Origin of the sequence: Micromonospora sp. NPDC005197 (assembly GCF_040608295.1) — a bacterium.
GTDB lineage: Bacteria > Actinomycetota > Actinomycetes > Mycobacteriales > Micromonosporaceae > Micromonospora.
Window position 1 is genome coordinate 1 of sequence record NZ_JBEXHY010000005.1, and the last position, 21,962, is coordinate 21,962.

19 protein-coding genes and 1 pseudogene are annotated in these 21,962 nt (G+C 71.5%); 10 read left to right on the forward strand and 10 right to left on the reverse strand.

Annotated features, from left to right (window positions below; translation table 11 throughout):
* From ABZU46_RS03520 to ABZU46_RS03545, 6 genes and pseudogenes are all read left to right on the forward strand, one after another.
* Positions 1-1,045: pseudogene (locus ABZU46_RS03520) on the forward strand (serine/threonine protein kinase); the annotation flags it as partial.
* A gap of 43 nt (positions 1,046-1,088) precedes the next feature.
* Positions 1,089-1,793 carry an RNA polymerase sigma factor SigM gene (gene sigM / locus ABZU46_RS03525; RefSeq protein WP_354854816.1) on the forward strand — a complete coding sequence of 235 codons (705 nt, stop codon included), beginning with the start codon at positions 1,089-1,091 and terminating at the stop codon, positions 1,791-1,793.
* Complete coding sequence (locus ABZU46_RS03530; protein ID WP_354854818.1) at positions 1,790-2,782, forward strand: hypothetical protein; 993 nt, start codon at positions 1,790-1,792, stop codon at positions 2,780-2,782. The genes sigM and ABZU46_RS03530 overlap by 4 nt, the downstream gene beginning before the upstream one ends.
* 183 nt (positions 2,783-2,965) lie before the next feature.
* A complete protein-coding gene (trxB, locus tag ABZU46_RS03535; protein ID WP_354854819.1) occupies positions 2,966-3,916 on the forward strand; it encodes a thioredoxin-disulfide reductase in 951 nt (316 codons plus the stop codon).
* A gap of 31 nt (positions 3,917-3,947) precedes the next feature.
* A complete protein-coding gene (gene trxA / locus ABZU46_RS03540; protein WP_007453873.1) occupies positions 3,948-4,271 on the forward strand; it encodes a thioredoxin in 324 nt (107 codons plus the stop codon).
* Between the two features lie 170 nt (positions 4,272-4,441).
* Positions 4,442-5,605, forward strand: a complete 1,164-nt coding sequence (locus ABZU46_RS03545) for an N-acetylmuramoyl-L-alanine amidase (RefSeq protein ID WP_354854821.1) — start codon at positions 4,442-4,444, stop codon at positions 5,603-5,605.
* A gap of 11 nt (positions 5,606-5,616) precedes the next feature.
* Here the strand turns inward: ABZU46_RS03545 and ABZU46_RS03550 are convergent, their stop codons facing one another.
* On the reverse strand, positions 5,617-6,282 hold the full coding sequence (locus ABZU46_RS03550; RefSeq protein ID WP_234588686.1) for a GNAT family N-acetyltransferase: 666 nt from the start codon (positions 6,280-6,282) through the stop codon (positions 5,617-5,619).
* Between the two features lie 285 nt (positions 6,283-6,567).
* On the opposite strand from ABZU46_RS03550, the gene ABZU46_RS03555 reads away from it, so the two are divergent.
* Together ABZU46_RS03555 and ABZU46_RS03560 are read left to right on the forward strand one after the other, a co-directional pair.
* Positions 6,568-7,881: a PLP-dependent aminotransferase family protein gene (locus ABZU46_RS03555; protein WP_354854824.1), complete on the forward strand. Its 1,314-nt coding sequence runs from the start codon at positions 6,568-6,570 to the stop codon at positions 7,879-7,881.
* 7 nt (positions 7,882-7,888) lie between these two features.
* Complete coding sequence (locus ABZU46_RS03560; protein WP_354854826.1) at positions 7,889-8,890, forward strand: D-alanine--D-alanine ligase; 1,002 nt, start codon at positions 7,889-7,891, stop codon at positions 8,888-8,890.
* A gap of 93 nt (positions 8,891-8,983) precedes the next feature.
* On the opposite strand, the gene ABZU46_RS03565 is transcribed toward ABZU46_RS03560, so the two are convergent.
* From ABZU46_RS03565 to rpmH, 9 genes are all read right to left on the reverse strand, one after another.
* Positions 8,984-9,988, reverse strand: a complete 1,005-nt coding sequence (locus tag ABZU46_RS03565; RefSeq protein WP_354854827.1) for a hypothetical protein — start codon at positions 9,986-9,988, stop codon at positions 8,984-8,986.
* A gap of 1,312 nt (positions 9,989-11,300) precedes the next feature.
* A complete protein-coding gene (locus ABZU46_RS03570) occupies positions 11,301-12,329 on the reverse strand; it encodes a ParB/RepB/Spo0J family partition protein (RefSeq protein ID WP_354854829.1) in 1,029 nt (342 codons plus the stop codon).
* A gap of 27 nt (positions 12,330-12,356) precedes the next feature.
* Positions 12,357-13,676, reverse strand: a complete 1,320-nt coding sequence (locus tag ABZU46_RS03575; protein WP_354854831.1) for a ParA family protein — start codon at positions 13,674-13,676, stop codon at positions 12,357-12,359.
* 255 nt (positions 13,677-13,931) lie between these two features.
* Positions 13,932-14,642 (reverse strand): 16S rRNA (guanine(527)-N(7))-methyltransferase RsmG, encoded by a 711-nt coding sequence (gene rsmG / locus ABZU46_RS03580; protein ID WP_308195401.1) that lies wholly within the window; start codon positions 14,640-14,642, stop codon positions 13,932-13,934.
* Positions 14,643-14,853: 211 nt separating this feature from the next.
* Positions 14,854-15,474: a R3H domain-containing nucleic acid-binding protein gene (locus tag ABZU46_RS03585; RefSeq protein ID WP_354854833.1), complete on the reverse strand. Its 621-nt coding sequence runs from the start codon at positions 15,472-15,474 to the stop codon at positions 14,854-14,856.
* Positions 15,475-15,688: 214 nt separating this feature from the next.
* Positions 15,689-16,675: a membrane protein insertase YidC gene (yidC, locus tag ABZU46_RS03590; protein ID WP_354854835.1), complete on the reverse strand. Its 987-nt coding sequence runs from the start codon at positions 16,673-16,675 to the stop codon at positions 15,689-15,691.
* Positions 16,672-16,965 carry a membrane protein insertion efficiency factor YidD gene (yidD, locus tag ABZU46_RS03595; protein WP_354854837.1) on the reverse strand — a complete coding sequence of 98 codons (294 nt, stop codon included), beginning with the start codon at positions 16,963-16,965 and terminating at the stop codon, positions 16,672-16,674. Before yidD ends, yidC begins: the two co-directional genes overlap by 4 nt.
* Positions 16,962-17,378 carry a ribonuclease P protein component gene (rnpA, locus tag ABZU46_RS03600; RefSeq protein ID WP_354854839.1) on the reverse strand — a complete coding sequence of 139 codons (417 nt, stop codon included), beginning with the start codon at positions 17,376-17,378 and terminating at the stop codon, positions 16,962-16,964. The genes yidD and rnpA overlap by 4 nt, the downstream gene beginning before the upstream one ends.
* 34 nt (positions 17,379-17,412) lie before the next feature.
* Positions 17,413-17,550, reverse strand: a complete 138-nt coding sequence (rpmH, locus tag ABZU46_RS03605) for a 50S ribosomal protein L34 (protein ID WP_007453904.1) — start codon at positions 17,548-17,550, stop codon at positions 17,413-17,415.
* A 630-nt stretch (positions 17,551-18,180) separates the two neighbouring features.
* Here rpmH and dnaA point away from each other — a divergent pair.
* Entirely contained in the window at positions 18,181-20,001 is a 1,821-nt protein-coding gene (gene dnaA / locus ABZU46_RS03610) for a chromosomal replication initiator protein DnaA (protein ID WP_354854841.1), read from the forward strand.
* Between the two features lie 795 nt (positions 20,002-20,796).
* On the forward strand, positions 20,797-21,930 hold the full coding sequence (gene dnaN, locus ABZU46_RS03615; RefSeq protein ID WP_354854842.1) for a DNA polymerase III subunit beta: 1,134 nt from the start codon (positions 20,797-20,799) through the stop codon (positions 21,928-21,930).
* Positions 21,931-21,962 lie beyond the last annotated feature (32 nt).

Sequence of the window (21,962 nt, forward strand, 5' to 3'; positions counted from 1 at the left end):
ACGCACCGCGGGTGACGCCCGCCTGGAGTGTGACCTCCGGGGGGTCGGCGGCGTCCTCTACGTCGCACTCCCCGGTCTCGGCCCGCCCGCCGCGGCGCCGCGGCGCGGCCCCACCGCCGGCCATGGTCGGGCCGCCATCCCGGACGCGGTCCGGGACGCCGGGGGCGCCCTCGCGGCGCCCCGCCAGGTTCGGGCCGGGGTGCCCGCGTACCTGGACGACCTGACCATGGATCTGCTCGACGCCGAGATCGCTCCGCCGTCGTCCGACGTGCTGGCGGCCGAGTTGGCCCGGCTGGACGTGCCCGCCGAGGAGGAGCACTACCTCGACAACGGCGGGCCGCTGCGGTTCGCCGCCGACACCGAGGACGAGCCGTCACCGCTGGCCGCGGCCGGTGGTCGCAAGGTCGCCATCGGCATCGCCGGCCTGCTGGCGGTCGCCCTGGTCGGTCTGCTCATCGGCATCAGCGCGCTGGGCGGCGACGACAAGGACCCGCAGAACAGCGCCGGGGCCACGCCCACCGCCAGCGCTCCGGCCGGCGAGGCCACCCCGGCCGCCGCCACGGTCCGCAACCTCGGCGTGCAGGGCATCCGGATCATCGACCCGGACAGCAGCAAGCGCGACGAACTCGGTGGCGCCGACAAGATCATCGACGGCGACAACGACAAGGGTTGGGAGACCGACCGCTATCCGAACGCCACGTACGGGAACCTCAAGGCCGGCATGGGTGTCTGGCTGGACCTGGGCTCGCCGCACACGGTGAAGTCGGTGCAGGCCGTGCTCTCCGGTCGAGGCGCCACCGCGAAGCTGCTCGCCGGCACGTCCGGCTACCCGTCGACCTCCAACGGCGACAAGCAGATGGTGGCGAACTACAAGACCGAGATCGGTGTCCTGAAGGAGCACGACGGCACCACGATGACCTTCAACGGCTTCAACGCCGACGAGAAGTACCGCTACCTGCTGCTCTGGTTCACCGAGCTGCCGGCCATCGGCGACGAGGACGGCTTCCGGCTCGGCGTGCAGGAGATTACGGTCCAGGGTTCGTGATCCGGCCAGCACGACCCGGGCACCGCATCCGCTGGACGTGGTGATGGACGGGCGCGACGCGGCAACGGACCTCGAGCTGCTGCGCGCCCACGTCGCCGGTGACCGGGACGCCTTCGCGGTGCTGTTCCACCGGCACCGCGACCGGCTCTGGGCGGTGGCCCTGCGGACGCTCGGTGATCGCGAGGAGGCCGCCGACGCCCTCCAGGACGCCCTGCTGTCGGCACACCGGGCGGCCGGCCGATTCCGTGGCGACTCCGCCGTCACCACGTGGCTGCACCGCATCGTGGTGAACGCGTGCCTGGACCGGATCCGACGCCGGCAGGCACACCCCACCGTTCCACTGCCCGACGGCAACCGGTCCGGCGACGGATCGGGCACCGGCGGGGTCGAGCCGGCCGCGCCGGCGCAGGACCATGACACGGCGCTGGTCGTCCGCGCCGCGCTCGCCGCGCTGCCGATCGAGCAGCGGGCCGCCCTGGTGCTGGTGGACGTGCAGGGCTACCCGGTGGCCGAGGTGGCCCGCATCCTCGGTGTCGCCGAGGGGACGGTGAAGAGCCGCTGTGCCCGGGGTCGGGCACGGTTGGCGGTGCTGCTCGGGCATCTGCGGCCGGCGACGCCATCGCAGCCGGTCCCGGCCGGCCGGAACGCGGACGTGCCCGGCGTCACGCCGGGGAACCCGCGCCCGGCCGAGGGCGTCGGATCGGGGTCGGTTCGGTACCGGCAGGACACCAGCCAGGAGGACGCGTGACGAACGAGGGGTTCAGGGAGGTCGACACCGACCTGCTCGCTGACTACCTCGGCGGCGCGTTGGACGGCACACCACAGCAAGCCCAGATCGCCCGGCTGGTCGACGCGGACCCGGCCTGGGCCGAGGCGTACGCGCTGCTGGCTCCCGCGGTGACGCAGGTCCGCGCCGAGCTGGCCCGCTGGGCCGAGCCCTCCCCGGAGCTGCCCCCGGCCGTCGCCGAACGGATCGCCGCCGCGCTGGCCGCGGCCGACACCCCGACGGACGACGCCTCGGCCACCCTCACCGGCGCCACCGGGTCGCCCGAGCCGGGTGCTCCCGCGACGCCGGTCAGTGTCCCGGCACAGGGCGGGCGTCGCCCCGGCGGCCCGTCGCCGACCGAGTCGGGTCGCGGCAGAGCCACCGGCCCGGGTCGCCGGCAGCGCCGCTGGGCTCGGACCGCCGCTCCGGTGGCCGCCGCGGCGGTCGCCGTCGTCGCGGTCGGTCTGGGCCTGCACCAACTCTCGACGAACACCACGGACAGCGGTGCCATGGACCGTCCGGCGAGCGCACCCGATGTTGCGGCAGCGGCCGGGGCAGCCCGCACCTCCGGGCCGGCGTTGCACAGCGGAACCGACTACACCCCGCAGACCCTCGGCCAGACAGCGACCACACGGCCGTCGCCGCTGCTGGGGGAGAGCAGCGGCGGCCCCCGCGAGCAGCACGGGGTGGACGCCGAAGGGGGTCGACGGCCCGCCCCCGACGGGTCGGACCAGCTGGCTCGGCTGAGCGGCGAGGCGGCGTTGACCGACTGCCTGTCGGCAGTGGCGGCGGAGCACGGCTCGGCCCCGCTGGTCGTCGAAGTGATCGACTACGCGCGGTTCCAGGGCGAGCAGGCGCTGGTGATCCGGTTCACCGACGCGACCGGGGCCCGCTGGGCCTGGGTGAGCGGCCCCGAGTGTGGCGTACCCGGGTCCGGCTCGGACAGCCGGTATTCGGCGCGGGTAGGGTGAATCCGCGGTCGTCGGTGCGATGAGCGTCCACGTGACCTGACCCACGCCGATACCCGGCTCGGGAATCCCCGCTTCGTACGATGACGTTCTGGAAGTCAGCTGCCGGCACCCCCCAGGCGTCGGCACTCGGATCAGCATCGGTGCGCGCGCCGACGCCGAACACACACAACTCGGGAGACGGCAGTGGACGAGGTCCGCAACCTGATCATCATCGGCTCCGGCCCGGCCGGTTACACGGCTGCGGTCTATGCGGCGCGCGCCAACCTGAAGCCGCTGATCATTGAGGGCGTGCAGTCCGGTGGCGCGCTGATGACCACGACCGAGGTGGAAAACTTCCCCGGCTTCGCCGACGGCATCCTCGGCCCCGAGCTGATGGACAACATGCGCAAGCAGGCCGAGCGGTTCGGCGCCGAGTTCCTCACCGACGACGTGACCCGGGTCGAGCTGGTCGACACCGGCGACTCCGGCGCCGGCGCGGTGAGCACCGTGTGGGTCGGCGAGACGGCCTACCGGGCCCGCTCGGTCATCCTCTCCACCGGTTCGGCCTGGCGTCCGCTGGGTGTGCCGGGTGAGCAGGAATACCTCGGTCACGGTGTCTCCTCGTGTGCCACCTGTGACGGCTTCTTCTTCCGCAACCAGCACATCGTCGTCGTCGGCGGTGGTGACTCGGCGATGGAGGAGGCCAGCTTCCTCACCCGCTTCGCCGACTCGGTGACCATCATCCACCGGCGCGACTCCTTCCGGGCCAGCAAGATCATGGCCGACCGGGCGCTGAGCAACGAGAAGATCAAGGTCGAGTGGAACAGCACCGTCGAAGAGGTCCTGGGCGCCGACGGCAAGGTCACCGGCGTACGGGTCCGCAACGTGCACACCGGCGAGACCAAGGTGCTGGACGTGACCGGTGTGTTCGTGGCCATCGGTCACGACCCGCGCAGTGAGCTCTTCCAGGGCCAGGTCGAGCTGGACGACGAGGGTTACGTGAAGGTCCAGGCCCCCAGCACCCGGACGAGCGTGCCCGGCGTCTTCGCCGCCGGTGACGTGGTCGACCACACCTACCGCCAGGCGATCACCGCGGCCGGCACCGGCTGCGCCGCCGCGCTCGACGCCGAGCGGTTCATCGCGACGCTCAGCTGAAACAGGAAACACATCCCGGAGGAGGGCAATAGTGGGAAATACCAAGGCGGTCACGGACGCGAGCTTCGTCGCTGACGTGCTGCAGGCCGACAAGCCGGTGCTGGTGGACTTCTGGGCCGAGTGGTGCGGGCCGTGCCGCAAGGTGTCGCCGCTGCTCGAGGAGATCGCGGGCGAGATGGGCGACCAGGTCACCATCGTCAAGCTCAACATCGACGAGAACCCGGAGACCGCCCGCGCCTACCGGGTCATGTCGGTGCCGACCCTCACCGTCTTCAAGAACGGCCAGCCCGTGCAGTCGATCGCCGGCGCCAAGCCGAAGGGCGAGCTGGTCCGGCTCATCGAGTCGGCCCTCTGATCCGCAGGGACACCACCGAACCCCGTACCCGCTCGTCGGGTGCGGGGTTCGCTGTCTCCCCGGCCGGCACGAACGGCGTTTTTCCAGGCCGAGCCACCTGGTCGCCCCGGAACGCATAACCTCAAGCCGGGGCCGCCCGGCCAGCCAGATTCGTGCAGAGGGGGTCGTGCGTGCGTCCGATCCGAGCCGGAGACCGGGGACCCGCGGTCACGGAGATCCGTACCATCCTCACCGGCCTCGACCTGCTCGCCGCCGCCGGTCCGCACACCGACGAGTTCGACCTGGACACGGAACGCGCGGTCCGGGCGTTCCAGCAGTCCCGTGGGCTCAGCGTGGACGGCCGGGTCGGCTCGGAGACCTGGGGGGCGTTGGACGCCGCCCGCTGGCGGCTCGGCGCCCGCACCCTCTATCACGCGATCCCCGAGCCGCTCACCGGCGAGGACGTCCGGTCGCTGCAGGAACGACTGCTGGAGATGGGGTACGACGTGGGCCGCGCCGACGCCATCTACGGCATCCGGACCTCCCGTGCGGTGGCGCAGTTCCAGCGCGAGGTCGGGCTCACCCCCGACGGCTCCTGCGGGCCGCACACCATGGACGCGCTGCGCCGGATCGGTCGCAAGGTCGTCGGCGGCCGCCCCCAGTGGCTTCGCGAGTCCGACGCGATCCGCCAGTCCGGGCCGGCGCTGGTCGGCAAGACGGTGGTCATCGACCCCGGCCACGGTGGCACCGACCCGGGCATGGTGGTGCCGGACGGGCCGCTGCGCTGGACGGAGGCGGATCTCGTACACGACCTGGCGAGCCGGCTGGAGGGGCGGCTCGCCGCGTCCGGGGTGCGGGTTCAGCTCACCCGCGGTCCCGCGCCCGACACGTGCCTGCCGGACACCGACCGGGCGCTGCTGGCGAATTCGCTCGGCGCCGACGTCTTCATCTCGCTGCACCTGGACGGGCACGCCAACCCGGACGCGGACGGGGTGGCGACGTACCACTACGGCACCGACAACGGGGTGACGTCGGCGACCGGTGAGCGGCTGGCCGGGTTGGTGCAGCGGGAGATCGTGGCGCGGACCGGGCTGCGGGACTGCCGTACGCACGCCAAGGCGTGGGACCTGCTGCGGCTGACGCGGATGCCGGCGGTCCGGGTGGAGGTCGGCTACCTCACCTCACCCGTGGACCGCGCCCGGCTCGTCGACCCCCGGTTTCGGGACCGGGTGGTGGAGGCGATCGTGGCCGCGGTGCAGCGGATGTACTACCCGATCGAACGGGACGTGCCGACCGGCTCCCTCGACGTCAGCGAGCTGCGGGCGGTGGTGACCGCCGGCACGGTGGTCGACTGACGGCGAGCGCGTCAGCCGCTGGTGGAGCGGGTGGCCGGGGCGGGCCGGACCGGCCGGAGCAGGGTCTCCGGGCTCATCGACCCGAGCAGCTTCTCCAGCGCGTACTCGACGTCGGACTTCCAGCTCAGCGCCGTGCGCAGTTCGAGGCGCAGCCGGGGAAACCGGGGATGCGGACGTACCGTCTTGAAGCCGACGGAGAGGAAGAAGTCGGCCGGTGCCACGCACCCGCCGGCCGGATCGTCCGCGTCGCCGAACTTGGCGTCGCCGAACGCCTCGATCGCCTTGATCCCCCGCTTCGTCAGGTCCCGGGCGACGCCCTGCACCAACATGCGGCCCAACCCGCCGCCGGCGAACGCGGCGACCACGTTGGCGGTCATCAACAGGGCGGCGTCGGCGGAGACCGGCGACGTCGGGAAGGCCATCGAGCGGGGCACGTAGGCGGGCGGGGCGTACATCACGAAGCCCGCCGGCATGCCGTCGACGTACGCGAGCTTGCCGCAGGAGCCCCACTCCAGCAGGGTCTGGGAGACCCACGCCTCCTTCTCCAGGCCCGGGTCACCGGCGGCGCAGGCCCGGTCGGCCGAGACCGGATCCAGCTCCCAGTAGACGCACTGGCGGCAGGGGCGCGGAAGGTCCTCCAGCGTGTCGAGGGTCAGGCTGACCAGACGTCGCGACATATGGCGCATCCCCACAATAGGCTCGGTGGTGAGGCCGGCATGGAACGACAGCGCCGCCTTCCTGCCCCCGACGAGCGATCGTACGCCGCCGATCGACCGGACGGGAGGGGACGCGCAAATGCCCACCCCATCGGGGACGGTCCGCCATGTGGTCGATCCGTCCCGGCGCGGAGGCAGGCTGGCCTCGGCGGACTAGGATCGACAATCGGTGTCCCGTCCGCCATGGTCAGGAGCGTGCGGGGTACCCGGGGCGGGAGCCACCCGAGCTGCGATCGAGGTGAGGTCATGACCGGCACGACACTCGACGACTACACCGACCGGTACGCCCGGCGGGTACGCGGGATGACCGCCTCCGAGATCCGAGCACTCTTCGCGGTGGCCAGTCGACCCGAGGTCGTCTCCCTCGCCGGTGGCGCCCCGTACATCGCCGCGCTGCCGCTCGACGCGGTCGGCGAGATGCTGGGTCGGCTCGGCTCGGAGCACGGTGTGACCACCCTGCAGTACGGCATCGGGCAGGGCACCCTGGAGCTGCGCGAGCGGATCTGCGAGGTGATGTCCCTCTCCGGGATCGACGCCGCGTGCGGCGCCTCACCGGAGGACGTGGTGGTCACGGTGGGCGGGCAGCAGGCGCTCGACCTGGTGGCCCGGCTCTTCCTCGACCCCGGTGACGTGGTGCTCGCGGAGGGCCCGACGTACGTCGGCGCGCTCGGGGTGTTCCAGGCCGCCCAGGCGCAGGTGGTGCACGTGCCGATGGACGCCGACGGGCTGATCCCCGAGGCGTTGGAGACGGCCATCGCCGACCTCGCCCGTGCCGGTCGGCGGGTCAAGTTCCTCTACACCATCCCCACCTACCAGAACCCGACCGGCGTGACGCTCAGCGAGGAGCGCCGGGAACGCGTGCTCGACATCTGCGAGCGCGCCGGCCTGCTCGTGATCGAGGACGACCCCTACGGCCAGCTGGGTTTCGAGGGTGAGGCCCCGGCACCGCTGCGGGCCCGGCGGCGCGACGGTGTCTTCTACCTCAGCACCTTCTCCAAGACGTTCGCGCCCGGCCTGCGGGTCGGTTGGATCCTCGCGCCCCACGCGGTCCGCGACAAGCTGGTCATCGCGAGCGAGGCGCAGATCCTCTGCCCCAGCGGCTACGCGCAGGCCGCCGTGGCGACCTACCTCGGCACCATGCCGTGGCGGCAACAGCTCAAGGTCTACCGCGAGGTCTACCGCGAACGCCGCGACGCACTGCTCGACGCGCTGGCCGATCTGATGCCCGAGGGCACCAGCTGGACGACCCCGGCCGGTGGCCTCTTCGTCTGGGCCACCCTGCCGGACGGGCTCGATTCGAAGGCCATGATGCCGCGCGCCATCGCCGCCCGGGTCGCCTACGTGCCCGGCACCGGCTTCTACGCCGACGGCACGGGCACCGGCGCCATGCGACTGAACTTCAGCTTCCCGCCCCCGGAGCGGATCCGCGAAGGCGTCCGCCGACTGGCCGGCGTCATGGAGCAGGAGATCGCGACGCGCCGCGTCTTCGGCGCCGGGGCCGGCCCCGCCGGCCGGCGGGGCCGGCCCGGCTCCGACGTGCCGGGTCCCGACTTGGCATGATGCCGGCATGGGTACGACCGCTGCCGAGCGCTTCTCCGTGACCGATTCCGCCGTCGCGGCCGACCTGCGTGTGCTGGTGCTCGCCGGCGGGCTCTCCTACGAACGGGACGTGTCGTTGCGCTCCGGTCGTCGGGTGCTCGACGCTCTGCGTGCCGTGGGCGTCGAGGCCGAGCTGCGGGATGCCGACGTGGCACTCCTGCCCGCCCTCGCGGCCGATCCGCCGGACGCGGTCGTGATCGCCCTGCACGGCGCCACCGGGGAGGACGGCTCGCTGCGGGGAGTGCTGGACTTGTGCGGCATCCCGTACGTCGGCTGCGACGCCCGGGCCTCCCGGCTCGCCTGGGACAAGCCCTCCGCGAAGGCGGTCCTGCGCGAGGCGGGCATCCCCACGCCGGACTGGGTGGCCCTGCCGCACGACCGCTTCTCCGAACTGGGCGCGGTTGCCGTGCTGGACCGGATCGCCGACCGGCTCGGTCTTCCGCTCATGGTCAAGCCGACGCAGGGCGGCTCGGGTCTGGGCGCCGCGGTGGTCCGGGACGCCGCGTCACTTCCGGCCGCGATGGTCGGTTGCTTCGCGTACGACTCGACGGCACTGGTGGAGCGGTACGTGCCCGGCATGGACGTGGCGGTCTCCGTGATCGACCTCGGGGACGGCCCGCAGGCGCTGCCGCCGGTGGAGATCGTGCCGCGTAACGGCGTGTACGACTACGCCGCCCGCTATACCGCCGGTCGGACCACGTGGCACGCTCCGGCCCGGCTGGAGCCGGAGGTGGCCGCCTCGGTGGCCGAGGTCGCTCTCGCCGCGCACACCGCGCTCGGTCTGCGGGACCTGTCCCGGGTCGACGTGATCGTGGACGCCGCCGGCCAGCCGCACGTGTTGGAGGTCAACGTCTCGCCCGGCATGACGGAGACGTCGTTGCTGCCGCTGGCCGTCCAGGCCGCCGGCCTGGACTTCGGCCGCCTCCTCGGCTCGCTGGTGACCCGGGCCGCCGCCCGCCGCACGGCCTGACCCTGACCTCGACCCATCGCACTACCCGCCGGCCGTGCGGTCGGCGGGTGCCGCATCCGCGGACCTCTCGCCAACCCACGGCCGAACCGGCGGTCAGCGTGGCGCGGGTACGTCGGGTGGGATGCGCCCGTCGTCGGTGACGATGGTGGGGGCGCTGCGGGGGGACGGAATGACCGGGCCGCGTTGATCGCCTGTCGACTCGGGGGCGTCTTCGGGCGCCTTCGCGGATTCGGCCACGGCTTCGGCAGTCGAGCTGTCGGAGTGCGTCGACGCGGCAGCGTCCGCTGCCGTGGCGCCGGTTACCGTGGCGCCGGGGGATGCGGCCCCCGGGCTGGTGTCCAGGGCCGGGGTCTTCGGGCCGCCGTCCCCGTCAGCGCCAGGGTCGGGGGCGTCGGCGTCGCTCTCGACTGCTGGCTCCGGGATCTCCTCGGCCGCCTCGATGACCGACACGACCTCCTCCTGGGCGGCTGCGGCATGGGCAGCCGCCGCAGCGGACTGGGCCAGCAGGCTCGACGGCGCCTGCCACTGGATGCGGGGCGGCTCGGCCAGCGGCCGGCCACCGAACTCGGCGAGCCAGGCAGCGACGAGCGCTAGATTTTCCCGCCACTGCGCCTCGGAGATCGGCGGCAGGATCGAATCCCACAGGGACAGGAAGGTCCCTCGCAACTGAAGCCGGCCGTACGGTCGAGCCAGGAACCACATGTGCAGGTGGGCGGAGCCGTCGCCCCACCGGTTGACGTGCACCCGCGCCACGCCGTCCAGCGACCGGATGGCCCGCTCCAGACGTACGGTCATCACGCCCAGCTCGGCGGCGAGCAGATTCGGCAGGTCACCCAGGTCGAGGTGGGTCCGCGATTCCAGGATGAGCACCATCGGCAGGCCGGTCGGCCGGTCCATGGCGCGGACCCGCCACCGCTCTCCCACCCAGATGTAGGCGTCGTCCGGAGCGTTGCAGGCGGTGCATTCCCGGAGGCCCTCGCCCTTGCGTGGCGGTTCGACCGGGACCGGGTCGTCGAGCTGCTTCACGCGGAGGTCACCCTCGAAGGGAAACGAGGGCCACTGGGTGAAGTCCGGGACTGAGGGAGGGGTGTCGTGCACGACGCTGACCCTAACCGAGTCTGGCACCGCTGTCCCCTACCTGTTCGACCGGTCCCGACCCTCCCGATCAGCGTTCATCGTCGATCGCTGTTCCCGTCAGCGCTGACCGCCGGAGCGATATCCACAGGCTGCCGAGAACGCGAACACAGGCCGTCATCCACAGGCTGGCACCCGCTTTCACGCGGGGTTTCACGTGAAACGAGGGGTGCCTGTGGACAACGGGTGTGGATAACTTTTCGGCCCCTCAGTCGTTGCCGGCGTACCCCGTCGTCGCCGTGTTGGTACCGGGCGGCACCGAGGTCGCCTCGCCCGGAGGGTTGGGGCCTTGGCGGTGTGCCATGTGCCGGCGGGGCCGGTGCTTGCATGGTCGCCGTTTCACGTGAAACGGGTGGCTCTGGCTCAGCCCCGCGACGGACGCCCTTCAGGGCAGACGAGCAGGTGCCCCGTGCGGCCCCTCAGTGAGCCGCTGCCGTCCCGAGGGCGGAGAGGGGTGCCTCGGGTCGACCCGGCGCCCTGCGAGCGCCCCTCGGCGCCCGTGTAGGTCATCCGCCGTCCGGTCTGCCCTCGCGGGTCTCGCGCGCCGTGGGCTGGTCGGTTCCGTGCTCTGCTCCAGCTGACTCGGTGCTGCTGTCCTCGCTGACTCTGCACGGCTGAACCCGCACGGACATCGCGCGACCGTCGGCGCTCACTCCGCGCCACGCTCGCCAGCTTCGCGAGCGTGAGCCCACACTGACTTCGCGGTCGACCCACGCTGCGCTTCGCGCAGCCGGCGCTCGGCCTCTCGGGCCCGTCGACTCCCCAGGATCCGACAGCGCCCCGTCGAGGGACCGGCCGTCCCGGCCCAGATCTGGCACCGCGCCACCGAGGGCCGACCGTCCCGCCGCAGTTCTGGCGCCGCGCCGCCCAGGGGTCGACCATCTCGGTCTAGGTCTGGGCGCCGCGCCACCGAGGGCCGACCGTCCCGGCCTGGATCTGGCACCGCGCCGCCGAGGGGCCGACTATCGCGGCCCAGTCCTGGCACCGCGCCGCTGAGGCGTCGACCATCCCAGCCTAGGTACGGGCAGCGCGTCGCCGAGGGGTCGACCACTTCGACTTACCGAACTCTCGTGTGCCGCACCGAGATGGCACCGGTTCATGCGCTCGCCGCCAGGCACCTGCGGCCGAGCCGGCACCCGGGGCCGGGGGCTGGCCAGCCGAGAGCGAACAGGTTCTGACCGCTGAGCGCGTGGTGCCGTTTCACGTGAAACGGGGACGGATGCGGAACGGCCGCGCACCCCGGGGGGACGCGCGGCCGTAATGGGAGACGGGACGCTCAGTCCTCCGTCTCTTCCTCCTCCTGCGGCACGCCGATGATGCCGACGATCCGCTCCAGGTCGTCCACCGTGGCAAACTCGATCGTGATCTTGCCCTTGCTCCGGCCGATGTCCACCTTCACCCGGGTGTCGAAGCGGTCCGACAGTCGATCGGCGAGATCCGACAGGGCGGGCGCGTGCGGCTTCGGTCGCCGCTTGGCGGCCTGGCCCTTCGCCGGGCCGTCGTTCAGGGTGAGAGCCACGATCTCCTCGGTCGCCCGCACCGACAGCCCTTCGGCCACGATGCGCAACGCCAACTGCTCCTGGGCCTCCGAGTCGTCGAGGCTCAACAGCGCACGGGCGTGGCCGGCAGACAGGATGCCCGCGGCAACCCGGCGCTGCACCTGGGCCGGCAGGTTCAAGAGCCGGATCGTGTTGGAGATCTGCGGCCGGCTGCGGCCGATCCGGCGGGCCAACTCCTCGTGGGTGGCACCGAACTCCTCCAGCAACTGCTGGTACGCGGCGGCCTCTTCCAACGGGTTCAGGTTGGCCCGATGGATGTTCTCCAGCAGCGCGTCGCGGAGCATGGCGTCGTCGCGGGTGTCCCGGACGATCGCCGGGATGTTCTCCCGGCCCACCGCCTGGGCAGCCCGCCAACGGCGCTCGCCCATCACCAGCTCGTACTTCTCGTCGTCGAGCTGACGCACGACGATCGGCTGGAGGAAACCGACCTCCTGGATCGACGTCTTCAGTTCCTCCAGCGCCTCCTCGTCGAAGACCTGGCGGGGCTGCTTCGGGTTCGGCACGATCGCGTCGACCGGGATCTCCGCGAACCGGGCACCCGGCACGGGACTGAGCGTGGGCTCGGGCTGGTGGACTGTCGACACGACGGGAGCCGTCGACTGGGTCCCGGCGGTCGCACCGTCGTCGACGTCAACGTGCCCGTTCTCCGACTCGGCCGTCACGGTGCCGGCGGCACCCGGCACCGGCCCGGTCGGGATGAGCGCCCCCAGGCCCCGTCCCAGACCGCCCCGAGGACGGTTTTTCATGCCACGCCTCCCAGCGACTTGTCCCCACTACGCATTCCGACCCACCGGCTCCTTGACGCCCCGCTCGGCGATCTCCTGGGCGGCCTCGAAGTAACTCGTGGCGCCCCGCGAACCGGGATCGTAGGTCATCACCGACTGGCCGTAGCTGGGTGCCTCGGAGACCCGCACGTTGCGGGGGATGACCGCTTGGAGGACCTTGTCGCCGAAGTGGTTCCGGACGTCCTGCTCGACCGCGTCCGCGAGGCGGGTACGCCGGTCGTACATGGTGAGCAGGATGGTGGACACGTCGAGCTTCGGGTTGAGGTGTTGCCGCACCAGGTTGATGTTGTTGATCAGCTGGTTGAGCCCCTCCAGGGCGTAGTACTCGCACTGGATCGGGATCAGCACCTCCTGCGCGGCGACCAGAGCGTTGACCGTGAGCAGGCCGAGCGAGGGCGGGCAGTCGATGAAGACGTAGTCGAACTGGCCCGGGTAGGCGGCGATCGCGCGGTCGAGGCGCGACTCCCGCGCCACCACCGACACCAGCTCGATCTCCGCGCCGGCGAGGTCGATCGTGGCCGGTACGCACCACAGGTTGGGGATGCCCTCAACCGCCTGCGCCACCTCGGAGAGCGGCACGCTGTTGATCAGACAGTCGTAGACGTCGGGGATGCCGGTGTGGTGCGGCACGTTGAGGCCGGTCGAGGCGTTGCCCTGCGGGTCAAGATCGACCACGAGCACCCGGTTGCCATGCAGGGCGAGTGCCACCGCGAGGTTGACCGTGGTCGTGGTCTTACCCACGCCGCCCTTCTGGTTGGCGACGCACATGACCCGGGTCCGGTCCGGTCGAGGCATGGTCACCTCGCCACTGGGATTCAGGATCTGCACGGCGCGCATCGCCTCCATAGCCAACGGTGGGTCATCCTCTTCGCGCGTCGGGGTTTCACGTGAAACGTACGTGGGATCGGCCGCGACCGCGGCCAGCGACTCGGTCGACGTGACCGGTACGTCCGGGACCACCGGCGCCGCATCGCGTGCCGCCGCTGCGGTCGGCTGGTGCGGCACTGCCGGCTCGAAGCGAACCGCCGCGGCCGTGTTCCGCCGGCCGAGCGGCTGTCGCACCTCGGCGGCGTTGACCGGTCGACTGGGTCCGTCGGATGCTCGACGACCAGCCGTCGGCTCGGGAGTCTCCAACCCGGCGAGGTGAACCGCCGGGTCGTCCCGCGATACCAGCGGATCGCTGTCCGCTGGAGGGGTGGACGCCCCGGTGGCACCGGGCGACCAGCTGGGGTAGTCGGTTTCACGTGAAACAGGGTCGCTGGTTGACCCGGTCACGCGTGGATCGTCGTACCTGCCGTCGTCATGCACCTGTCATCCCTGCCCGCTTCGGATGGTCGGTCCGCGCCCCGGTCAACTTGGCCACACCCGCGCTCGCACCCCGGAGCGTACGGCCCCTCGGGAGCGGTCGGAGTCCGCGACGTCCGTCGGCCGCTCCACATTATCGACGCGCGGTCAGCCTACGGCGGACGGGCGCGGCCGGTCCACGTCGGGTTCTCATTCGCTCGTCCATCCGTACCGGTACAACGAGGCAACCCTCCGACCGGACGCCCGATGGCGCGATGGTCAGCGGCGGCGAGCTCGCCCGCCGCGGGAGCGCTTACTGGCAGCCGGCCGGGCCGGACCGACCATCCGCTCACGGACGATCTCCACCACGGTCGTGGGCGGGTCGATCACCCCGACACCACAGAGGTGTACGGCGGCTTCCCCGCCACCGAGTCGCGCCACGACGTCGGCGTGCTCCTCGATCTCCGCAGCGGCGGACGATCCCTTGAGCGCCAGCAGCCGCCCACCCCGCACGGCCAGTGGGAGGCACCAGGTCGCCAACCGGTCCAGCGGTGCGACCGCGCGGGCCGTCACCACGTCGCCGCTGATCGGTTCCCGGCCACTCGATCCGCTGGCGGCTTCGTCGGCGCGGCCGCGGAACACCCGTACCGACCTGGTCAGGCCGAGCCGCTCAACGACCTCGATCAGGAACGACGTCCGCCGAGCCAGCGGTTCGATCAGGGTGACCGTCAGGTCGGGGCGCGCGATGGCCAGCACCAGACCGGGCAGACCGGCGCCGGAGCCCACGTCGAGCACGCTCGCCCCGGTCGGAATGCGTTCGACCACCGCGGCGCAGTTGAGCAGATGACGGTCCCAGATCCGGGGCGCCTCGCGCGGGCCGATCAGACCGCGGACCACACCGTCGGTGGCCAGGATTTCGGCGTACGCGGCGGCCAGGTCGAGCCGGTCACCGAAGAGGGTCAGTGCGGCCGGAGCCAGCTCGGGCGGCAGCGCGACGTCCGACGGCGACGGTGTGCCGTCGGCCGAGGCGGCCGGTGGCGGCGAGCCGTCGGCGGGGAGAGCCGAGGACGGGCCGGCGGCAGCCTCGTCGTACTCCGTCGGGTCGGTGTCGGCAGTGGCACGCCGGACAGCGGACGGCCCGGACGGCGTACCGCCCGGGCCGGTCACGGCGTCAGCCGTGGTGTCGTCGTGGGTCACCCGGTCAGTCCGCCGGTCGCACGACGATGCGCCGGTTGGGCTCGACGCCCTCCGACTCGCTCTCCACGCCGGACATGGCGTTGACGACGTCGTGGACGCACTTGCGCTCGAACGCGGACATCGCCTCCAGGCGCACCGGCTCGCCGTACTCCTTGACCTTCTCGACGGCGTTCTTGGCGACGGCGGCGAGTTCCTTGCGGCGGTTCGCCCGGTAGCCGCCGACGTCGAGCAGCAGGCGGCTCGGCGTACCGGTCTGCCGGAAGACGGCGAGGCGGGTCAGCTCCTGGAGCGCCTCCAGGGTGGCGCCGCGCTGACCGACCATGTTCTGCAGTCGAGCACCGACCACCTCGACCACCGGACGGCCGCCGGCGACCAGCTCGTCGATGTCGCCGTCGTAGTCGAGGATGTCGAGCAGCCCCTCGACGTAGTCGGCCGCGATCTCGCTCTGCCGGAACAGGTCGGACTCGCCCACGGCCTTCTTCTCACGACCACCGGCGGCGGCCTCGGTGTCGTCGCCGTCGGCCTCGGTCTCGTCGTCCTCGGTGTCGTCGCCGTCGACCGCGAGCGTCGCGGTCTCCTCCTCGTCCAGGGACTGCTCGGCGCGGGGGATGCTGGTCTCGGTCACGGTCTCATCTCCGTACTCGCTCGGCCGGACCGTCGGGTCCGCTGGTTTCCCGGGGCCGGCGGGAGGTCGCCGGTGCCCACGGGCACGTCTGTACGGGCAGTGTCGCCCGTGACCGCGTCGTGCGCGGTCGGTTCCGCCCGGCGCCGGCCGTACGGCGGCTGCGCGGTGCGGGGTCGGGCCGCCGCCGGTTGCCCGGCGACGAGCCCTACGGGGTTCAGCCCTGCCGCTTGGCCGGGCGGCTCTTCTTCGGGTTGGCCGGCTTGGCGCCCGGCTTCGGGCCCGCCACCTTCGGCGCGGTCGCCTTGACCGGGGCCGTGGGGGCGGCCTTGCCGCGCCCGAACAGGCCGCCCGACTTGGCGGGCTGCACCGGGTTGCGAGTGGCCGCGGGGGCGGTGGCCTTCTTGGCGGTCACCGGCGGCGGGAACTTCCGCAGCACCCACTGCTGCTGCCCGAGGGTGAAGAGGTTGTTCGTGACCCAGTAGATGATCACACCGATCGGGAAGATCGAGCCGGAGATCAACAGCGAGGCGGGGATGCCGTAGAGCATCAGCCGCTGGATCATCCGCTGCTGCGGGTCCTCAGCCCACCCGGTCTTGAGGATCATCTGACGGCTGGTCAGGTAGGTGGTCGCGATCATGACCAGGACCAGGATACCGGCGATGATCTTGACCGTGGTGCCGTTGGCGCCGAGACGGGCCAGCTCGTCGGCGCTGGAGCCGAACTTGCCGGCGATCGGGGCGGTGAACAGCTTGGCGTTCGACGCGCTGTCGAACTGTTCGACCGTCCAGCCGTAGAGGGTCTTGCTCTGCTTGGCCGGGTCGAGGCGGCGCAGCACGTGGAAGAGGCCGAGGAAGACGGGGATCTGGAGGAACATCGGAAGGCAGCCCATGAGCGGGTTGGCCTTTTCCTTCCGGTAGAGCTCCATCATTTCCTTCTGGAGCGTCTCCCGGTCACCCTTGTGCTTCTCCTGCAGCTCCTTGACCTTGGGCTGCAGTGCCTGCATCGCCCGCTGAGACTTGATCTGCTTGACGAAGACCGGGAACAGGATCACCCGGACGGAGACCACCAGAAAGACGATGGCCAGGATCCAGGCGAAGTTGGTGCCGATCACCGCGTCGATGGGCACCCCGATGGCGTCCCAGGCGGAGTGCCAGGTCAGCAGGATCCACGAAATCGCGTAGTAGATCCAGTCGAGACTCAATTCGGTGCTCCAGTCACATCGGCACGGCGGCGACCGCCCGGCTCCGGCACCGGGTCATGTCCACCAGGGTGGAAGGGGTGGCAGCGCAACAGCCGCCGGACCGCCAGCGCGGCTCCCCGGAGCGCGCCGTGCCGGGCCACCGCCTCCTGGGCGTACGCACTGCACGACGGGTAGAACCGACAGCGAGCCGGCAGTGCCGGACTTATCCACCGACGGTACGCGATGATGGGCGCGATCAGCACCCTGGCACCGGTTGACGTCGGGCGCGGGGCGGTCGGGTCGGTGCTCACCGGGACCGCCTCTCCCGGGGGGTGCGGGCAACCGCGATGGCGGAGTCCAGATCCGCGGCGAGCCGGGGATACGACGCCTCGGCCGCGGCGGGCAGCGCCCGGACGACAAGGGTGCTGCCGGCGGGCAGCGCGTCCAGCCGCTCCCGGACCAACGCCCGCAGTCGACGCCGGACCTTGTTGCGGACCACCGCGTTTCCGACGGCCTTGGATACGACGAAGCCGGCGCGGGCCGGAGCGGAGGGCTGCTCCGCAACGGTGTCCCGCGCCGGCTCCGGCGAGGTCGTTGTGCTGGTCCCGGTGGCCGACGGCATGGTCAGGTGGACCACGACCGCGCCTCGGCCGACGCGACGGCCACCGCGAACCGCTGCGGCGAAGTCAGTGCTACGCCGCAGTCGCTGTGCGGCGGCCAGCACGACTGCCCACGTCCCCCGGACCGGCCCGGTCGGCTCAGGCCGACAGGGTGGTGCGACCCTTGGCGCGGCGGCTCGAGAGGATGGCACGGCCGGCACGGGTGCGCATGCGCAGCCGGAAGCCGTGGGTCTTCGCGCGCCGGCGGTTGTTCGGCTGGTAGGTGCGCTTGCTCACGTCAGGCTCTCCGTTTTCGTACGCGCCCCGCGCGACGGGATCGCCGGGGTCGTGGGGTGGTCCAGGCCACCTCGACGGTGGCCACCGATCGGTGCTGCCCTGCGGAGCCGAACCTCGGCGGTGCGGGGATGCGACCGCGGACAGCAAGCACCCATCACCCTAGCAGAGGACGAGAGAGCAGCCGCTCCAGCCTACGCAGGGGTGCAATGACCGTCAAACACCCACAGCGGGGGACATCGGGACGCGCCCGGGACCGAAGGGGCGGTTTTCGCTGATGCCGACAAGGCCGCTGCCGCGTCGCCGGTTGATGGGGCAGGGACAACGCTGTTACCGTGCCCGATTGCGGTGAGCGTCGGAAGCTCCGGTCGTCGCGCGCAGGCAAGACCGGACACGCTGGTGAATCGTTCGGCACGGTGAACCCGCTTCAGCGCACGTCCAGGCAGGGGGCAGGTCCCACCCGCGCCCGGCGGGCGGCCACAATCGGTCGGTACACAGGCTGTGGATAACCTGTGGACGACCGCTGGTCAGCTGTCCGGGTGGGTGTTGTTCCACCCGCGCACGCGGCGGGCCCGGGACGGCCGGCTGGCAGACAGCGGCGGCCGGGAGCAGAGGCGAGGGGGTGGCACGACGGTGGCCGGTACGACCGACCTTGCCGCGGTGTGGTTGGCGGCGACCGACGAGCTCGCCGACGAGATCATCTCTGCCCAGCAACGTGCCTACCTCCGGCTGACCCGGCTCCGGGCGATCGTCGAGGACACCGCGCTGCTCTCCGTACCGGACGCGTTCACCCGGGACGTGATCGAGTCGCGGCTCCGCCCGGCGATCACCGAGGCGCTGACCCGCCGGCTCGGCCGGCCGATCCAGGTGGCCGTGACCGTGCGGGTGGCCGAGGACGCCACCGGGCGCCCGGCCGGCACCGTCTACCGCAGCACCCCCGAGCCGGGGCTGCTCGACGTCGAGGATCCGCCGTCCGCCCCGCTCGGCGACGAGTACACCGGGCGAGGTGTGGCCGACGAGGCAATTGGTGAGCAGCAGCGCCCACCCGCGAGCGCCGTGCCGCCGGCACCGGCGGGTCCGCCTCCCGCGTCGGCCGTCGACGGGCACCGGTCCGGCCTGATCCCCGCCAGCCGGGACGGGCAGGAGGCCCTCTTCAGCGCGGCCTTCGTGGAGCCGATGCGGTCGCCCCGACCGGCGCCCGAGCGGCGCGGGTACGACGAACAGGCGGCCCGCCTCGACCCGCCCGGCCCCGACACCCGGCCCTACGAGCCCCGCTACCGCGAGGACGCCGCGTCCCCCCGGGACCAGCACGTGATCCGTTCGCTGCCCCGTGACGGTGCGACGGACAGCGGTCCGGGCCGCAGTGGGATGGAACACCGCGCGGGCGGCCGCGACGACCGCCGACTGCCCGGCACCGACACCGGCGGCAACCGGCTGAACCCGAAGTACATGTTCGAGACGTTCGTCATCGGCTCGTCCAACCGGTTCGCCCACGCGGCGAGCGTGGCGGTGGCCGAGTCGCCGGCGAAGGCGTACAACCCGCTGTTCATCTACGGCAGCTCTGGGTTGGGCAAGACGCACCTGCTGCACGCCATCGGGCACTACGCCACGACGCTCGGCAACGCCCGGTCGGTGCGGTACGTCTCGACCGAGGAGTTCACCAACGACTTCATCAACTCGCTGCGGGACGACAAGACCAGCGCGTTCCAGCGGCGCTACCGCGACGTCGACATCCTGCTGATCGACGACATCCAGTTCCTGGAGAACCGCGAGCGTACGCAGGAGGAGTTCTTCCACACCTTCAACACCCTGCACAACGCCAACAAGCAGATCGTCATCACCTCGGACCGGTCGCCGAAGCAGTTGGCCACGCTGGAGGACCGGCTGCGGACGCGCTTCGAGTGGGGTCTGCTCGCCGACATCCAGCCGCCGGATCTGGAGACGCGGATCGCGATCCTGCAGAAGAAGGCGGCGCAGGAGCGGCTGTACGCCCCGCCGGACGTGCTGGAGTTCATCGCCTCCCGGGTGTCGAACTCGATCCGGGAGTTGGAGGGCGCGCTGATCCGGGTGACCGCGTTCGCGAGCCTGACGCGGTCGACCGTCGAGCTGTCGCTGGCCGAGGAGGTGCTGCGGGACTTCATCCCGGACGGCGCCGGCCCGGAGATCACGGCGGACCAGATCATGGTCTCCACGGCCGACTACTTCGGGGTGAGCCTGGAGGACCTGCGCGGCCAGTCCCGCTCCCGGGTGCTGGTCAACGCCCGCCAGGTGGCCATGTACCTGTGTCGGGAGCTGACCGAGTTGTCGCTGCCCCGGATCGGGCAGGCGTTCGGCGGCCGGGACCACACCACGGTCATGCACGCGGACCGCAAGATCCGCCAGCAGATGGCCGAGCGGCGTTCGCTCTACAACCAGATCGCCGAGCTGACCAACCGAATCAAGCAGAACACCTGAGGGATACGTCGCACGACGCGGCGGACACGCCCGGCCGGAGATCCGGCCGGGCGTTCTTTTTTTCGACTCCGGCGGGCCTCGGCTCGCCTCCCGGGCGGCTTCGGCTTGACCCTCGACATGGTGCAGACCACAGGATCGACGCCGTGTCCACCTTGATACTCACTCGTTGTCCACAGCTCGTTATCCACCGTCGGTGGATAACTACGGTCCGTCCTCCGCCAGTTACCCACAGGCTGTGGAGAAACCCTGTGTACGACGCTGTGGACGGCTGGGGACAACGACGAGGTTGTCCACCGATGACCGTCGACCTGTGTACGAGCTGTTGAAGGTTCTGGGGACAACAGCAATGGTGATCTTCTCGGTCGTCCACAGGCATGGGGAGAAAGTCGGTGGATTACCGGTGGACAACCGGTGGACAACGGTGGACAACCGGCCGTCGTCGCCGGGCTGTGGACACCCGAGGCAGTTGTACCCCCGGTTCTCCACAGCCAACTCACCGGTGGATAACCTGTCTGAGCTGCGCAGACCCGAGTTCTCCACAGTTTGCACAGGTGCGATGAAGACGATGGGTTATCTCTTCTAAGAGAACAAAAACCAATCATCACCGTTGGGCTTTCTGTGGATCGGGCCGAACGCTGCCGGACAGGCCGGTCAGCATCGACACGATCCACGGGGTCGGGCGCACAGCCGATGTCCCTGCGCCCTAAGGTGCGATGGGTACCCGCACGGTCGGGCGGGACGGTAGGCAGCGGTCGGCATGAGAGAGTTGTCGGTGACGTCGACGCGGAGGCATTGATGAAGTTCCGAGTGGAGCGCGACGCGCTCGCCGAGGCCGTGGCGTGGACCGCGAAGAGCCTGCCGAACCGGCCATCCGTACCGGTGCTCGCCGGGGTGATGCTCCGCGTCACCGACGGCAACCTGCGGGTCTCCGGTTTCGACTACGAGGTTTCCAGTCAGGTGACCGTCGAGGTGCAGGGTGACGCCGACGGCGCCGCGCTGGTCTCCGGTCGCCTGCTCGCCGAGATCACCAAAGCGTTGCCGGCCAAGCCGGTCGACATCGCCGCGGTCGGCGCCCACCTCGAACTGGTCTGCGGCAGCGCCCGGTTCACCCTGCCCACCATGCCGGTGGAGGACTACCCCGCCCTGCCCGAGATGCCGCAGAGCGCCGGCACCGTCGACGCCGCGGCGTTCGCCACAGCGGTCTCCCAGGTGGCCATCGCCGCCGGCCGGGACGAGACGCTGCCGATGATGACCGGCGTCCGCGTCGAGCTCTCCGGCAACACGCTGTCGATGCTCGCCACCGACCGGTACCGGCTGGCGTTGCGCGAGATCCAGTGGCGGCCCGACGACCCCGAGGTCAGTATCAACGCCCTGGTCCCGGCCCGCACCCTGAACGACACCGCCAAGGCGCTCGGCCCGCTGGGCGGCGAGGTCACCCTCGCCCTCGCTCAGGGCGCGGCGGGCGAGGGCATGGTCGGCCTCGCAGGCGGCACCCGTCGCACCACCAGCCGGCTGCTCGACGGCGCCAACTACCCGCCGGTGCGCTCGCTCTTCCCGGCCACCCACAACGCCGAGGCCCGGGTGTCGGTCAGCACCCTGATCGAGGTCGTCAAGCGGGTCGCCCTGGTGGCCGAGCGCACCACCCCGGTGCTGCTCAGCTTCAGCGCCGACGGGCTGGTGGTCGAGGCCGGCGGCTCCGAGGAGGCACGGGCGAGCGAGGCGATGGAGGCCACCTTCACCGGTGACGCGCTGACCATCGGCTTCAACCCGCAGTACCTCATCGACGGCCTGGCGAACCTGGGCTCGCAGACCGCCGTGCTGTCGTTCGTCGACGCCTTCAAACCCGCGGTGATCTCACCCGCCGGCGAGGATGGCGAGACCATTCCGGGGTATCGGTACCTCATCATGCCGATCCGCGTGTCTCGCTGATCGCGCCCAGCAACACCCAGATCCACGGAGGT

Coding starts and splice junctions, on each gene's coding strand:
- sigM (WP_354854816.1), top strand. CDS start 1,089: ATGGACGGGCGCGACGCGGCAACGGACCTCGAGCTGCTGCGCGCCCAC.
- ABZU46_RS03550 (WP_234588686.1), bottom strand. CDS start 6,282: ATGTCGCGACGTCTGGTCAGCCTGACCCTCGACACGCTGGAGGACCTT.
- ABZU46_RS03555 (WP_354854824.1), top strand. CDS start 6,568: ATGACCGGCACGACACTCGACGACTACACCGACCGGTACGCCCGGCGG.
- ABZU46_RS03560 (WP_354854826.1), top strand. CDS start 7,889: ATGGGTACGACCGCTGCCGAGCGCTTCTCCGTGACCGATTCCGCCGTC.
- ABZU46_RS03570 (WP_354854829.1), bottom strand. CDS start 12,329: ATGAAAAACCGTCCTCGGGGCGGTCTGGGACGGGGCCTGGGGGCGCTC.
- dnaN (WP_354854842.1), top strand. CDS start 20,797: ATGAAGTTCCGAGTGGAGCGCGACGCGCTCGCCGAGGCCGTGGCGTGG.